Below are 13,833 nucleotides of genomic sequence, written 5' to 3'. Positions count from 1 at the left end.
ACCGAGGATTTGCCGTGAGACTTTTCTCCCTGTTCGCCCTCGTTTTTTTCGTGCCCTCGGTGACCGCCGCCGAGCGGCCGAATGTTCTGCTCATTCTCGCTGACGACATGGGGTTCTCGGACCTCGGCAGTTACGGCGGCGAGATCGACACGCCGAACCTCGACGCGCTGGCGAAGAACGGCCTACGGTTCACGCAGTTCCACAACACCGCCCGGTGCTGGCCGACGCGGGCCGCCGTGCTGACCGGCTACTACGCCCAACAAGTCCGGCGGGACACCGTGCCGGGCGTGAAAAGCGGTAGCCAGGGCGTGCGGCCGGCGTGGGCGAAGTTGCTGCCCGAGTTTCTCGCGGCCCGCGGCTACCACTCGTACCACGCCGGCAAGTGGCACGTGGACGGCAAGGTGCTGCCAGCGGGCTTTGAGCGATCCTACAGCCTCAACGACCACGACCGGCACTTCGCGCCGAAACAACACACGGAAGACGACAAGTCGTTACCCGCCGTTGATCCGAAGGCCGGTTACTACTCCAGCACGGTGATCGCCGATCACGCCATCACCTACCTGAACGAACACTTCGAGAAGCACCCGACCCAGCCATTCTTCGAGTTCGTCGCATTCACGGCCCCGCACTTTCCGGTGCAGGCTCCGGCCGAGGACGTTGCGAAGTACCGGAAGAAGTACCTCGCCGGGTGGGACGAGTTGCGGGACGCGCGTTGGAAGCGGATGAAAGACCTGAAACTCGGCGACGCGCTGCCGCCGATCGAACGCGACCTCGGCCCGCCGTATGCCTTCCCGGAGGCGATGAAGAAGCTCGGCCCGAACGAACTGAACCGCCCGTTGGCGTGGGCCGATCTGACGCCCGAACAGCGGCAGTTCCAGGCCGACAAAATGGCCGTCCACGCCGCGATGGTCGATCGGATGGACCACGAGATCGGCCGTGTTGTGGACGCGGTGAAGAAGGCGGGGAAGTTCGAAGACACGCTGATTCTGTTCTTCTCGGACAACGGGGCGAGTGCCGAGATCATGGTACGCGGCGACGGGCACGACCCGCACGCCGAGTGCGGCACCGGGGCGACGTTCCTGAGCATCGGTCCCGGTTGGTCGAGCCTGTGCAACACGCCGTTCCGCCGTCACAAGACGTGGGTCCACGAGGGCGGTATCTGCACGCCGCTGCTGGTCCACTGGCCGAAGGGCATTCCCGCCCGCGGCGAACTCCGCCAGACGCCTGGGCACGTCGTCGATCTCGTGCCAACGATACTCGAACTGGCCGGCGGGCCGGCGGCGAAAGTCCCCGACGCGCCGGAACTGCCGGGGAGAAGTCTGGTGTCGGTCTTCGCCAAGGATGGACCCGTACCACGCGGGTCGATCTGGTGGGCGCACGAGGGCAACCGTGCCCTGCGCGTCGGCGACTGGAAGATCGTCGCCGCCGGGAAGGCGAACGCATGGGAACTCTACGACGTGAGCGCCGATCCCACCGAGACGAAAGATCGCGCCAAGGATCATCCCGAGAAGGTCCGCGAAATGGCCGCCCTGTGGCAGAAGCAGTTCGACGACTACGCGGCTCAAGCCAAGAAGGGCGTCCCACACGAACCCGAAAAGAAACCCGGCAGCCCATGAACCTTCTGCGGACGCACCACGTCGCGATCATCTGTTCGGACTACGAACGGTCGAAGTGGTTCTACACCCAGGTGTTGGGGTTAACGGTCGTGGCCGAGGTCTACCGGGCCGAGCGGGCCTCGTACAAACTCGATCTGCGGTTGCCGGACGGGACACAGATCGAGTTGTTCTCCTTCCCGAACCCGCCGAAGCGGCCCTCATACCCCGAAGCGTGCGGCCTCCGGCACTTGGCCTTCGAGGTCGAGGACATCGACGCGGCGGTGGCCGATCTCGCCCGGCACGGGATCGCGGCCGAGGCGGTGCGGCTCGACCCGTACACCGGGAAGCGGTTCACCTTTTTCGCCGACCCGGACGGTTTGCCGCTGGAACTCTACGAGCGGTAATCCCGAAGTAGCGGTGGGGCGTCTCGGCCGGCGTGAAACTTGGCGGTGGACCGACTTTGATCTGGATAATGGGACGCACCTCAATTAGAATTACGCGGTAATCCTGCCAATACCCCTTTCGCCCCCGCCCCGGTAATGGTTATGCACGCCGGACACCCTCCGACCGCGGCCGCCCCACACCATCGCCGCGCGTGGCCCGTTCTCACTCTGGTGATCGTCACCCTTCTGCCGACCATTTGTCGGGCGGACGACGGCGTCGATTTCTTCGAGAAGAAGGTCCGGCCGGTCCTCGTCGAGCACTGCTACTCCTGCCACTCGGCCGCCGCGAAGAAGACGAAGGGCGGCCTCCAACTCGACACCCCCGACGGCTTCCGCAAGGGCGGCGACACCGGCCCAGCCGTGAAGGCGAACGACGAAGAGAGTATGCTCCTGAAGGTCGTCGCACATGCCGCGGACGTTCCCGCGATGCCGCCGAAGGGCAAACTCCCAGACGCCGCCGTAGCCGATCTGCGGAAGTGGGTGAAAATGGGGGCACCGCTGCCGGCCGCGACCCCGGCCAAGCCCGAAGTCGGCGACGCGGCCCGCAAGTTCTGGTCGTTCCAGCCCGTTGCCGAACGCCCCGCCCCGGAAGTCTCGAACGCGAAGTGGCCGGTCACGAAGGCCGACGCCTTCATCCTGAGCAAGCTCGACGAACAGAAACTTGCCCCCGCGCCGGCCGCGGACCGCCGCACGCTGATCCGCCGGGTGTACTTCGATCTGACCGGGCTTCCGCCCACGTTCGAGCAAGTCGAGACGTTCGCCGCCGACACCCGGTCCGACGCTTACGAGCGGTTGGTCGATGAGTTGATCGCGTCGCCGCGGTTCGGGGAGACGTGGGCCCGCCACTGGCTCGACGTGGCCCGGTACGCCGAGGATAACTCGACGAGCGAGGCGACGAGCCGGCCGCCGCGGTTCCCGTACCGCTACCGCGACTGGGTGATTGGGGCGTTCAACGCCGACGTACCGTTCGACCGGTTCGTGCGGCTGCAACTCGCCGCCGACCTGACGCCGGACACGCCGGTCGCAGACTACCCGGCCCTCGGGTTCCTCGGCCTGTCGCCGGTCTACCACAAGGAACCGAAGCTGTCGAAGGACGTGATTGCCAACTTCGTGGCCGACGAGTGGGACGAGCGGGTCGATGTCATCACCCGCGGGTTCCTCGGCCTGACGGTCGCCTGTGCCCGGTGCCACGACCACAAGTTCGACCCGATCACCGCGGAGGACTACTACGCCCTCGCCGGGGTGATGGCGAACACGCAACTCGCGGAACGGCCGCTGAAGGCCGACGCCGACGCGGACCAGGAAACGATGATGGCCGTCCGGCGGGACTTACTCGACGCGACGCTCCGCCTCAGCTACGCGAAGGAGATGCGCGGGACGGCCGCAAAGGAGAAAAAGGACACCGCCCCGTTCGACCCGAAGATCAAGGAGCTTGAGGCGAAAGTCGAGGAACTCAAGCGGCGGGACCGCCGGCTGGACACCCGGCAAGTCGCGAACGTCGTCCGGGACGCCGGGACGTGGGTCAACGGCGACGACCCGGCGTGGACGCTGATCGACTACAAGCCCGGTGAGTTCCGCGACCTGCCCGTCTTCATCCGGGGCAACCCGAGTCGGCCGGGGGAGATCGTTCCCCGGCGGTTCTTGGGCGTCCTTTCGTCCGGCGAGCCGCGGCCGTTCCAGACGGGCAGCGGCCGGCGGGAACTGGCCGATGCGATCGTGACCAACGCAAGCGGGCTGACGGCTCGCGTGTTCGTCAACCGGGCGTGGGGCTGGGTGTTCGGCCGGCACCTCGTGACCACCCCCAGCAACTTCGGCGCGCTCGGCGACCGCCCGACGCATCCCGAGTTGCTCGACGACCTGGCCGCCCGGTTCGTCGCCAAAGGCTGGTCGATGAAGTGGCTGGTCCGCGAATTGGTCACGTCCGCGGCGTACCGGCAATCGAGCCGCCACGACGAGAAGGCCGCCGTCGCCGATGCGGACGACCGCTGGCTGTGGCGGGCACCCCGAAAGCGGTTAGACCTCGAAGCGTGGCGGGACGCGACTCTCCAGGTGAGCGGCCAACTCAGCCTCGCCGGAGGCGGGCCGTCGGACAATCTGGACTCGCCGCGGAACACCCGCCGGACGGTCTACGGCAAGGTGAGTCGCGAGCGGCCGGCGGACATCCACAAACTATTCGACCTGCCCGACCCGCGCGGCCACGGTGAGAAGCGCGAGACGACGACGACCCCCGTGCAGCAACTCTACTTCCTCAACAGCCCATTCGTCCGTCAGTCGGCGTCGGCCGTGGCGAAGGCGTCGGCGACGACTTCCACCGGGCAGTCGGACGAAGACCGGGCGAAGGCGATCTTCCGCCGGGTGCTCTTGCGTGACCCGACGGCCGACGAGTTGGCGACGGCCCTCAACCTCGTCCGCCCGACGAAGGACGGCGACCCGCCTGCGTGGGAGCTGCTCGCCCAGACGCTCTTGGCAAGCAATGAGTTCTTGTTCCTAAACTAACGGTGCTTTTGGAACCCAGGGCGGAAGCGACGGAGCGGCGAGGGTGTCTACGCACCCCGTCGCTTCCGCCCTGGGTTCCAAAGAGAGGCGAGCTTCCGATGACGCCATTCGACTCCGCTGATCCGTTCGGCCCGACCCGCCGGTCGTTCCTCCGCGAACTCGGCGGCAGTGTCGGCCTGCTCGGGCTCGCGAGCTACCTGCAAGCCGCCGACACGCTCGCGGTTCCGGCCGTCGTGCCGGGGAAGCCGCACTTCAAGCCGCGGGCCAAGCGGGTCATTTTCCTGTTCATGGCCGGCGGGCCGTCACACCTGGATATGTTCGATCCGAAGCCGATCCTCGAAAAGCACGCCGGGAAGCGGCCGGGGGCGGCCGACCTGCGGACCGAGCGCGTCACCGGTGGGATCCTCCCGTCGGCGTTCAAGTTCCGGCCGGGCGGCAAGTCCGGGCTGCCGGTGAGCGACCTGATGCCGAACGTGCGCGAGGTGGTCGACGAGTTGTGCATCCTGCGGTCCGTCTACGCGACGAACCCAAACCACTCGCCGGCCGCGAACTTCATGGCCAGCGGCCGGATCGACGCCACGCACCCCGGTATCGGTTCGTGGGTGTCTTACGGCCTCGGCTCTGAAAACGCAGACCTCCCCGGCTTCGTCTCGCTCGGCGGCGGCTTCGGCCAGGTCGGGTTCGAGCGGAGCGGGTACTTGCCCGGCCAGTTCCAGGCGACCCGCGTTTCGGCGGCCGAGTCCGACCCGGAGAAGATGATCCGCCACCTGAAGAACCCGGCCGTCGGCCCGGCCGACCAGAAGCGGCAACTCGACGCCCTCCAGGCGTTCAACAAGTCCCACGCGGCGGCGAACGGCCACGACCCCCAGTTGGAAGCCCGTGTGAAGGCGATGGAGACGGCCTTCCGCATGCAGACGGCCGCCGGCGAGGCGTTCGACACCCGCCGCGAAACGCAGGCCGTGCGGGATTCCTACGGCACCGGCGAGTTCGCCCGCGGTTGCCTGCTCGCCCGGCGATTGGTCGAGCGTGGCGTCCGGTTCGTGCAGCTCTCCCTCGGCGGGTGGGACCACCACAGCGGCATCAACGGCGAGTTGAAGAAGAAGTGCGGCGAGATCGACCGACCGATCGCGGCCTTGCTGAAAGACCTTCGGCAGCGGGGTTTGCTGGACGACACGCTCGTCGTCTGGGGCGGGGAGTTCGGCCGCACGCCGGTGTCGGAGAACGGCGACGGCCGGGACCACAACCACTACGGGTTCACCATGTGGATGGCCGGCGGCGGCGTGAAGCGCGGGTTCGTCCACGGGGCGACTGACGAGTTCGGCTTCAAGGCGACCGAGGGCCGCGTGAGCGTCCACGACCTGCACGCCACGGTGCTGCACTTGCTCGGCCTCGACCACGAGAAACTGACGTACCGCTTCAGTGGCCGTGACTTCCGCCTGACGGACGTGAGCGGCCGCGTCGTGGACGAAATCATCGCGTGACCCTTCGCCGGTCAACGGGGCTCTGACTTCTACCTCTCCCGGAGTCGTTCATGTTCCGCCCGTCTCTCGTGGTCCTCTTCGTGGCCTTCACTGGCACGTTCGCGGGTTCGGCCGACCTACCGCGGAGTACGCCCGAGGTCCAGGGCGTTTCGTCCGCGGCCGTTCGCGAGTTCGTCGAAGCGCTCGACAAGATCAACACGATGCACAGCTTCATGGTCGTGCGGCACGGCCACGTGATTGCCGAGGGGTGGTGGAAGCCCGAGGCGGCGGACAAGCGGCACGTGCTGAACTCGGTCAGCAAGAGCTTCAATTCCACGGCCGTCGGGCTGGCGGTCGCGGACGGCAAACTGAGCCTGGACGACCCGGTGCTGAAGTTCTTCCCCGCCGACGCCCCGGCCAACCCGTCCGACAACCTCAAGGCCATGACGGTCCGCGATTTGCTGACCATGAGCTGCGGCCACGACACCGAGGCGAAGACCGTCGGCGGGCCGTCGGTCAAGCAGTTCCTGGCCCATCCCGTGGCCCACAAGCCCGGTACACACTTCCAGTACAACAGCCTGGGCAGCTACGTGCTCTCGGCCATCGTCACCAAGGTGACCGGCAAGACCTCGCTGGAATACCTGAAGCCGCGGTTGTTTGAGCCGTTGGGGATCAAAGACCCCGAATGGGCGAGCAGTCCCGAGGGCAATTCGATCGGCGGCAGCGGCCTCAAGGTCCATACCGAAGACATCGCCAAGCTCGGGCAGTTGTACCTGCAAAAGGGGAAGTGGAACGGTAAACAACTGATCCCGGAGGCGTGGGTCGGGCAGGCCACGAGCAAGCAGGTGCCGAACGACCAGGAATCCCACGCCAAGATCGGCGTGGACTGGCAACAAGGGTACGGTTTTCAATTCTGGCGGTGCACCCACAACGCCTTCCGCGGCGACGGGGCCGGCGGGCAATTCTGCGTCGTGCTGCCCGAACAAGACGTGGTGGTTGCGATGACGGCCGGGGGCGCGAACATGCAAGCTGAACTGAACGCCATCTGGGATAAACTGTTGCCCGCATGTCGGGCCGAGGCCCTGCCGGCGGACGCCGCCGGTCAGGACAAGGTAAAGCAAGCCGTCGCGAAACTCGAAGTCCGTCCGGCGGCAAAGAAGACTAACTGATAAGGGACGTTTCTGGCCGGCCCCATCCTTAACCGGCCGGGTGGACCCACGGCTGGCGGTACGGCCGCTTGAGCCGCTTGTTCGCCTCGTCGTCGCCGATGATTTGGTGCTTCTCCGCGTCCCAGGCCAGCGTGCGGCCGAGTTGCTGGCTCATGTTCGCCAGGATGCAACTGGCCGACGAGATGTAGCCCTGTTCGATGTCCGCGACCGGCTTGCCCCGGTTTTCGCGGGCCTTCAGGAAGTCGAGCCAGTGGGCACGCACGGCCGGGGCGACGTGCTTCTCCAGGTCCTTCTCCGTCTTGTCCTCTGGGTACTTGTCCAACTCGTAGGTCACGTCCTTGTGGACCGCCTTGCCGCCCTGCGGGATGAAGTCGTACCCCATCACGCTCGCCTTCAGCGTGCCCTTGTCGCCGTAGAACGTCGCCCCCCACGGGTACTGCGGGTCGGCGGCCGGGCCGTAGGTGCGGTGCTGCCAGACGATGTCGAAGGCGGGGTACTCGAAGGTGGCGGTCTGCGTGTCGGTAATGTTCGCCTTGCTCTTCTTGTCGATGAAGATGCCGCCGGACGACGAGACGCGGGTCGGCCAGCCGAGGTCGAGCATCCACCGGGCCATGTCGAACATGTGGATGCACATGTCACCGATGATGCCGTTGCCGTACTCGGTGAACGCTCGCCAACTCCGCGGGTGGACGAGCTTGTTGTACGGCCGCATCGGGGCCGGCCCGGTCCACATCGGATAGTCGAGGTTCGGCGGCGGGGCCGTGTCCGGCGGGTTCTCCCGCGTCCGCATGTGGTAGTAGCAGTAAATCTCGACGAGGCCGATCGTCCCGAGGCGGCCGGAATCGACGAACTCCTTCTTGGCTTCGACGAGGTGCGGGGTGCTCCGTCGTTGGGTGACGACCTGCACCACGCGGTTGTGCTTGCGGGCGGCGTCGAGCATCGCCTTCCCCTCGGCCACGTCCACGCTGACCGGCTTCTGCACCCACACGTCCGCCCCGGCTTCGCACGCGGCGATCATCGGTAGGGCGTGCCAGTGGTCCGGCGTTTCGACCATGACCACATCGAGGTCTTTCTCCTTGAGCATCTCGCGGTAGTCGCCGTAGGTCCGCGGCTTCTTCTTGGACGCCTGCCGTTGGGCCGTCATCTCCGCGGCATCGACGAGCATCTTGCTGTCCACGTCGCACAGCGAGACGACCTCAGCCGGGTTCACTTGAAGGAGCCGGAACAGGTCGGACTTGCCGTACCACCCGCACCCGATCAGGCCAACGCGAAGCGGCTTCGGTTCGGCAGCGGTGGCGAAATGCCCGCCCGACGCGGCTAGGCCGGCCGAGGTGGCAAGGAGAAAGTCGCGGCGGTCCATGGAAGTGGCTCCGGGAGGGGAAGCGGAGGAGTCAGGGGCGTTGGCCCTTCATCTGGGCGAGCGGAATGCTGAACCGAGGGAGGCGAAGGAACTCCACGGCTATGGAGTGCCATCATCGCCCGGTATCTTACCGCGAGGGAGATGTAACTCAATCGTTGAAATTGATCGCGTGGTGGGATGAACAGGTCCGGGCGATAGCCACGGACCTGATTCGACAGCCGATGTGTGTGGTGCGGCAAAGGTCAGAAGTGAGTCCCGCTGAGGGTTAGAACGCCTTGCGTTCCTTCGGCGGTCGGCCGAGGGCGGCCTTGCGGATCACGTTGGCTCGGTTCCGCTCCTTCCGGCTCCGTTCCTCGCACGGCTTTTCGTAATACTCGTGCGCCCGGAGTTCCTTCTTCATCCCGCTTCGTTCGATGAGCTTCTTGAACCGGCGCATCGCTGCCGCGATCGGTTCCCGGTCGTGTACTCGCATCCGCAGTCCCATTTTGTCTCCCGTTGGTAAAAAGTTTCCAGATAGCGATATTACTGACTCGGCCGTGAAAATCCCAGATCGTTCTGGGGTGGGGCCGGCAGATTTTTAGGGCTGTTCGTCCGCCGGTTCCGCGGTGGCGTTGGCCGGGGGATCGTCGGTGGTTGTCCCCTGCGGCGGGGCGGGATTGGCGAGAGCGGCAATACGGGCCGCCCGCTCGGCTTGTTTTCGCAACGCGAGGGCCGTCGGCTTGACCACGCGGGGGACCGGCGGGACGGTTTGCAACGCCCGGGCGAACTGCTCCGCCTCGGCCTCGTTGCCGATGTGCGCCCGAATCAGCGTGTGAACGCCGGGCAGCGACTTCTCCAAATCCTCCCACTCCTGCTGCGAACAGACAGCGTGGTGCCCGCCCAAATTCTTTTCGACCGCCGCCTTATAAACGACCCACTCCGTCGGTTCTTTTTTGCGCATCCTGGGTCCCCGGACTGGAATCAACAGGATATCTTATGGGGCGACGATTGTCCGGCTACCATTTTCTCGGCCGAAAAATCGCTCTGCGTCCGGTCTATCCCGGCAACAACTTCAACAATTCGCAAAGATTTCTCGCGATTAATTCGCTGGGAAGTGAGCCGAAAGCGGAAGAAAGCGAGAATCCGTCTGGCGAGACTTGCCCGAATGACGATACAATGTTCTTACCGGCAGGCAACCGCCTGCCGGCGCAGACGCGACTTAGTCCCGTCTATTTCCTGCTCTTTGTCGAGAGACGAATGTCCAAGAACTTGTACGTCGGCAACATGTCCTTTTCCACGACCGAAGACCAACTCCGGGAAGCGTTCTCCCAGTACGGCTCCGTCACCAAGGTCCAACTGATCATGGACCGGGAAACTGGCCGTCCCCGTGGGTTTGCCTTCGTCGACATGGCCGACGGTGGTGACGCCGCGATCCAGGCCCTCAACGGGGCGCAGCTGGACGGCCGCACCCTGACGGTGAACGAGGCCAAGCCTCGTGAAGACCGTGGCGGCGGTGGCGGTGGTGGTCGCGGCGGCTACGGTGGCGGCCGCAGCGGTGGTGGCGGTGGCTACGGTGGCGGTCGCAGCGGTGGCGGTGGTGGCCGCTACTAAGCGAATTTGAACACAACACACGAGCCCCGGCAAAATTGCCGGGGCTTTTTTCATCTCACGCCCTCGGCCCACTCACTTCTTCGGCTCGGTCTTCGTCGCCAGTTTCGTCAAGTCTGCGCCGCGGAGTGCCCCTTCCACCAGGTCGGGCAGCCGCGCCGGTGTACACGCGAAACACGGCACGCCGAGGGCGGACAACTTCCGGGCCAACCCCTCGTCGTAGCACGGGGCACCGTTGTCCGCGAGGGCCAGCAGGCAGATCGCCTTCACGCCGGCGGCCGTCATCTCGCCCATGCGGCGGACGAGTTGGGCTTCGTTCCCGCCTTCGAACAGGTCGGTGATGAGGATGAACAGCGTTTTCCGCGGGTCGGTGATAAACTTCTCGCAGTACGCGACCGACTTGTTGATGTCGGTGCCGCCGCCGAGTTGCACGCCGAAGATCATGTCCACCGGGTCGTTGCCGCACTTCTCGGTCAGGTCCACGACCTCGGTGTCGAACGCGACGACGTGCGTGTCGAGGGCCGGCAGGCTGGCGAAGATCGACCCGCAGATCGCCCCGTACACGACCGAGTCGGCCATCGACCCGCTCTGGTCCATGTCCACGATGACCGTCCAGGCGTTCGACCGCTGCGACCGGCTGTAGAAGTAGACCCGCTCCGGGACGATGGTCCCGACTTCCGCGTTGTAGTTCTTCAAGTTCCGGCCGATCGTCCACTTCCAGTCGATGGCACTGGCCGACGGCAACGGCGAGTGCTCCTTGCGGTTGAGCGCACCCATCACCGCTTGTCTGAGTCGCTGTTCGAGCTTCTTCTTGACTTCCTCGACGACGGCCGAAACGACCATGCGGGCCGTCTCCTTTGTCCGCTCCGGGATGCGGCCGGACAGCGACATGAGCGTGCCGACGAGGGCAATGTTCGGCTGCACGCTCTTCAGTGTCTCCGGCTCGAACAGGAGTTGCTTGAGGCCGCGGCGCTCGATGGCGTCGGTCTGGATGACGGACACCACGTCTTCCTTGAAGTAGCTGCGGATGTCGCCGAGCCACTTCGCCAGCCGCGGGGCCGACGAGCCGAGGCCGGCCGAGCGACCGCCGGAACTTCCGTCCTCCGGCACGTCGTCGTAGATGGCCGCGAGGGCGGCGTCGATCTCCGCGTCCGCATCGGAGAGCGGGCAACCGCCCATGTCGTCGAGGGACTGCTGCGAGTCCTTGCCGAGGATGAGCCGCCAGCGGAGGAGTTGGTTGGGGTCGGGCATGGGGTTTTCTCGTGGGCGAAAGCCCAGGCACGGCCGTGCCTGGGCTTTTGGCACTTTCAGATGTCGTCGAACGAGAACTCGTTCAGGTCGGTCAGTTTCTGTTGCTCCGCCTCGGTCAGCGGCGTGTCGAGTGCTTCCTTTGCGTCGTCGGCGTTCACGCCCCACAACTCGGCGAGGTTCTCGCAGATCTGTCGCTTCTGCTGCGGGGAGAAACCGCCGAAGGCGCGGCGGAGGAAAACGATCGCCCGCTTTAACTGGTCGTCGTCGAGCGATTGCACGTACCCGGCGAGTTCGATCCACAGCGGTTGGCGAGCCAATAACGCCGCCCGGTTCCGCTTCGATAGTCCCTCGAACCACCCCGCCCCGAGGTCGGCGGGGATGCCCGGCGACAGCCGCCGCGACACCTCACGCGCCAGGTCTTCCGTGGCGATCAGGCCGCGTTCGAGCAGCACGGCACACGCGAAGCCGGACAGCAGCGGGTTGCGGTCGTCGGCGTCGGAGAGCTTCCGCAATTGTGTCACCCACAATTCGCCCTCGACGCGCTCGTGGTGTTCGAGCGAGATGCGGTTCAGTTCCTCGATGGCATCCGCCAGTTGCCCGGCCGCCGCGTTGTCGCAGTTCGCGGCCGGGAAGAGGGCGAGGGCACCCTGCACGAACAGTTCGTCGATCAGCGGCAACAGCGGGGCCGGGTCGAACTTCCGCACGTCGCCGTACCGCACGACCTGGCTGAGGGCCGTGGCCGCGTGGGCGATGGCCGCGAGGTCGGAACTGACGGCGGCCAGTTCCTGCAATCGCTTGCGGGCGAGGTCCATCGACGCCGACAGGCCGCACAAGCAGGCGTCCTTCACCACGTCGGCGGCCTCGGCAATGCCGGTCGCGGCGTCAAGGCGTTGCTTGAACTTGTATGCCGTCGCCAGTTCGACCGTCTCGCCGAGGAGGACCGCCTCGACCAGCGAAATCTCGTGCTCGGGACTCCACTGAAGTTTCCACGCCTCGGCCCACGTCGTCTGCTGATTGTTGCGGGCCAGCGGCTTCGCGAAGCCGATCTCCAGTACCCGTAGGCGGTGCAGGAACGATGAGCGATTCAAGTCGAGAAACGCCGCTTCGGTCGTCTTGACGTGCCGGTTCTCGCGGAGGTCGAGCGTCAGTTCCTCGGCGACGGTCTTCTTGAACTTCTCCAACTTCAGGCGGGCCATCTGCCGGTCGAAGTCTTCCTGAATCGACGTGCGGGTCACACCCTTCGGCAGTTCGCCGATGGCCGTGCCGACGTCGACGTGCGAGAGGGCTTCCGCAATAGTGGAGACTTCGCCGCCGCCGACGAGGGTGACGGCCGCGTCGTGTAGGTCGCCGAGCGTCGGCGCACTACCGTCGTGCATCGCCGCCAGCGTGCGGGCGAGTCGCACGCCTTCGATCACTTCGGCCGTCGAGCGGTGCGTGCCGGCCCCACGGAGTTTGCGGACGACTTCCGACAGGTAGCGTAGCGGCAGGTCTTCAAGACCCCCGGTATTCAGCATCTCCCAGAACAGGTCGAAGTACGCCGGGGCACGGTTGCCGGCTCCGTATCCGGACTGGCTGGACAACTTGAAGTACGAGTACGGCATCAGCGTCAGCTTGCTCGACCGGCGGCGGAGCGACGCGAGTTCCGCGTCGGTCATCGCCGGGTGATCGTCCGTCAGCACCGGGGCGTGGAACGCGCCGACGACGGCGACGACCTGATTCGCCTTTACTCCGTCGGCCAGAACCTCCTTGATCCGCCGTCGCATGAACGCTTCGCGGACGAGGTTCTCGGCCCGCCACACGGGTTCGTCGGGTTCCGCCCGCAGTTCGCGTCCGAGTTCGTGGGCGGCGAGTCGGTAGCTGTCGTGGTTCAGATTGTGCTCGTAGCGACGCTCCCAATACGCATCGTAGTCGGCCTCACCGCACCGCTCGGCGATGCGGTCGTAGAGCGAGCCACCGTGCTCCGGCCGCCAAGCGTTCGCGTCCGGGGCGGGCGTCTCGCCGGGCTTCGCCTCGGCCCGCTTGGCCATGCGCTCGATTTCCACGTCTTGTAGGCCGAGGAAGATGTCCGACGGCAGGTCGATGAACTCGACGCGGGCGTTGTTCTCCTTCGCCCAGAGCATCGCCTGGAACTCCGGGCTGTACGCCGCCAGCGGGTAGACTAGCGTTCGCACCGGCACCGAATCGGTGTACGCGAGGATGGCGACGGGCGGCTTCGTGCCCTTCTTCGTGATGTGGTGGACGAGTTCGTCCGCGTCGGCCAGCCCTTCAATGAGCACGACCTTTGGCCGAACGCTATCGAGCAACGCGCGAAGGTGCCACGCCCCGCCGGGCGACAGGTGGCGGACGCCGAAGACGTGCAGGCCAGTCATGGACACGAATGGGCTCCGTGATCGTGTAGCCGCAGGCTTCAGCCTGCGTGCGGCCCCTGCCGGTGAACGTCTCGGTGCAGGGGAGGATGATCGATGCCGGTGG

At 65.9% G+C, this 13,833-nt stretch carries 11 protein-coding genes; 6 read left to right on the top strand and 5 right to left on the bottom strand.

Annotation, left to right across the window (positions count from 1 at the left end; translation table 11 throughout):
• Positions 1 to 14 precede the first annotated feature (14 nt).
• The 5 genes from PX52LOC_RS35200 to PX52LOC_RS35180 all read left to right on the top strand — a co-directional run bounded on the left by PX52LOC_RS35200 (position 15) and on the right by PX52LOC_RS35180 (position 7,163).
• Complete coding sequence (locus tag PX52LOC_RS35200) at positions 15 to 1,616, top strand: arylsulfatase (protein ID WP_149114467.1); 1,602 nt, start codon at positions 15 to 17, stop codon at positions 1,614 to 1,616.
• Positions 1,613 to 1,999, top strand: a complete 387-nt coding sequence (gloA2, locus tag PX52LOC_RS35195; RefSeq protein ID WP_149114466.1) for an SMU1112c/YaeR family gloxylase I-like metalloprotein — start codon at positions 1,613 to 1,615, stop codon at positions 1,997 to 1,999. The genes PX52LOC_RS35200 and gloA2 overlap by 4 nt, the downstream gene beginning before the upstream one ends.
• 210 nt (positions 2,000 to 2,209) lie before the next feature.
• The gene (locus PX52LOC_RS35190) at positions 2,210 to 4,534 is read left to right on the top strand and encodes a PSD1 and planctomycete cytochrome C domain-containing protein (protein ID WP_246173562.1); all 2,325 of its coding nucleotides are present in this window, start codon (positions 2,210 to 2,212) and stop codon (positions 4,532 to 4,534) included.
• 98 nt (positions 4,535 to 4,632) lie between these two features.
• Positions 4,633 to 6,015, top strand: a complete 1,383-nt coding sequence (locus PX52LOC_RS35185) for a DUF1501 domain-containing protein (RefSeq protein WP_149114464.1) — start codon at positions 4,633 to 4,635, stop codon at positions 6,013 to 6,015.
• A 50-nt stretch (positions 6,016 to 6,065) separates the two neighbouring features.
• Complete coding sequence (locus PX52LOC_RS35180) at positions 6,066 to 7,163, top strand: serine hydrolase domain-containing protein (RefSeq protein WP_149114463.1); 1,098 nt, start codon at positions 6,066 to 6,068, stop codon at positions 7,161 to 7,163.
• A gap of 28 nt (positions 7,164 to 7,191) precedes the next feature.
• On the opposite strand, the gene PX52LOC_RS35175 is transcribed toward PX52LOC_RS35180, so the two are convergent.
• The 3 genes from PX52LOC_RS35175 to PX52LOC_RS41800 all read right to left on the bottom strand — a co-directional run bounded on the left by PX52LOC_RS35175 (position 7,192) and on the right by PX52LOC_RS41800 (position 9,463).
• Positions 7,192 to 8,523 carry a Gfo/Idh/MocA family protein gene (locus PX52LOC_RS35175; protein WP_149114462.1) on the bottom strand — a complete coding sequence of 444 codons (1,332 nt, stop codon included), beginning with the start codon at positions 8,521 to 8,523 and terminating at the stop codon, positions 7,192 to 7,194.
• A gap of 265 nt (positions 8,524 to 8,788) precedes the next feature.
• A complete protein-coding gene (gene rpsU, locus PX52LOC_RS35170; RefSeq protein ID WP_246173561.1) occupies positions 8,789 to 8,995 on the bottom strand; it encodes a 30S ribosomal protein S21 in 207 nt (68 codons plus the stop codon).
• A gap of 105 nt (positions 8,996 to 9,100) precedes the next feature.
• The gene (locus tag PX52LOC_RS41800) at positions 9,101 to 9,463 is read right to left on the bottom strand and encodes a hypothetical protein (protein WP_178132592.1); all 363 of its coding nucleotides are present in this window, start codon (positions 9,461 to 9,463) and stop codon (positions 9,101 to 9,103) included.
• A 47-nt stretch (positions 9,464 to 9,510) separates the two neighbouring features.
• Here PX52LOC_RS41800 and PX52LOC_RS43080 point away from each other — a divergent pair, with 47 nt between their 5' ends.
• Complete coding sequence (locus PX52LOC_RS43080) at positions 9,511 to 10,113, top strand: RNA recognition motif domain-containing protein (RefSeq protein WP_246173560.1); 603 nt, start codon at positions 9,511 to 9,513, stop codon at positions 10,111 to 10,113.
• 72 nt (positions 10,114 to 10,185) lie between these two features.
• Here PX52LOC_RS43080 and PX52LOC_RS35155 read toward each other — a convergent pair whose 3' ends face one another.
• Together PX52LOC_RS35155 and PX52LOC_RS35150 are read right to left on the bottom strand one after the other, a co-directional pair.
• The gene (locus PX52LOC_RS35155) at positions 10,186 to 11,361 is read right to left on the bottom strand and encodes a VWA domain-containing protein (RefSeq protein ID WP_149114460.1); all 1,176 of its coding nucleotides are present in this window, start codon (positions 11,359 to 11,361) and stop codon (positions 10,186 to 10,188) included.
• A 56-nt stretch (positions 11,362 to 11,417) separates the two neighbouring features.
• Positions 11,418 to 13,730: a DUF5682 family protein gene (locus tag PX52LOC_RS35150; protein WP_149115717.1), complete on the bottom strand. Its 2,313-nt coding sequence runs from the start codon at positions 13,728 to 13,730 to the stop codon at positions 11,418 to 11,420.
• Positions 13,731 to 13,833 lie beyond the last annotated feature (103 nt).

This window comes from Limnoglobus roseus (assembly GCF_008254045.1).
Taxonomy (GTDB): domain Bacteria; phylum Planctomycetota; class Planctomycetia; order Gemmatales; family Gemmataceae; genus Limnoglobus; species Limnoglobus roseus.
This window is presented reverse-complemented; position numbering and strand designations above follow the sequence as displayed.

Excerpts from the sequence above, each read along its gene's own strand:
- gloA2 (WP_149114466.1), top strand. The coding sequence starts at position 1,613 with ATGAACCTTCTGCGGACGCACCACGTCGCGATCATCTGTTCGGACTAC.
- PX52LOC_RS35185 (WP_149114464.1), top strand. The coding sequence starts at position 4,633 with ATGACGCCATTCGACTCCGCTGATCCGTTCGGCCCGACCCGCCGGTCG.
- PX52LOC_RS35180 (WP_149114463.1), top strand. The coding sequence starts at position 6,066 with ATGTTCCGCCCGTCTCTCGTGGTCCTCTTCGTGGCCTTCACTGGCACG.
- PX52LOC_RS35175 (WP_149114462.1), bottom strand. The coding sequence starts at position 8,523 with ATGGACCGCCGCGACTTTCTCCTTGCCACCTCGGCCGGCCTAGCCGCG.
- rpsU (WP_246173561.1), bottom strand. The coding sequence starts at position 8,995 with ATGCGAGTACACGACCGGGAACCGATCGCGGCAGCGATGCGCCGGTTC.
- PX52LOC_RS41800 (WP_178132592.1), bottom strand. The coding sequence starts at position 9,463 with ATGCGCAAAAAAGAACCGACGGAGTGGGTCGTTTATAAGGCGGCGGTC.
- PX52LOC_RS35155 (WP_149114460.1), bottom strand. The coding sequence starts at position 11,361 with ATGCCCGACCCCAACCAACTCCTCCGCTGGCGGCTCATCCTCGGCAAG.
- PX52LOC_RS35150 (WP_149115717.1), bottom strand. The coding sequence starts at position 13,730 with ATGACTGGCCTGCACGTCTTCGGCGTCCGCCACCTGTCGCCCGGCGGG.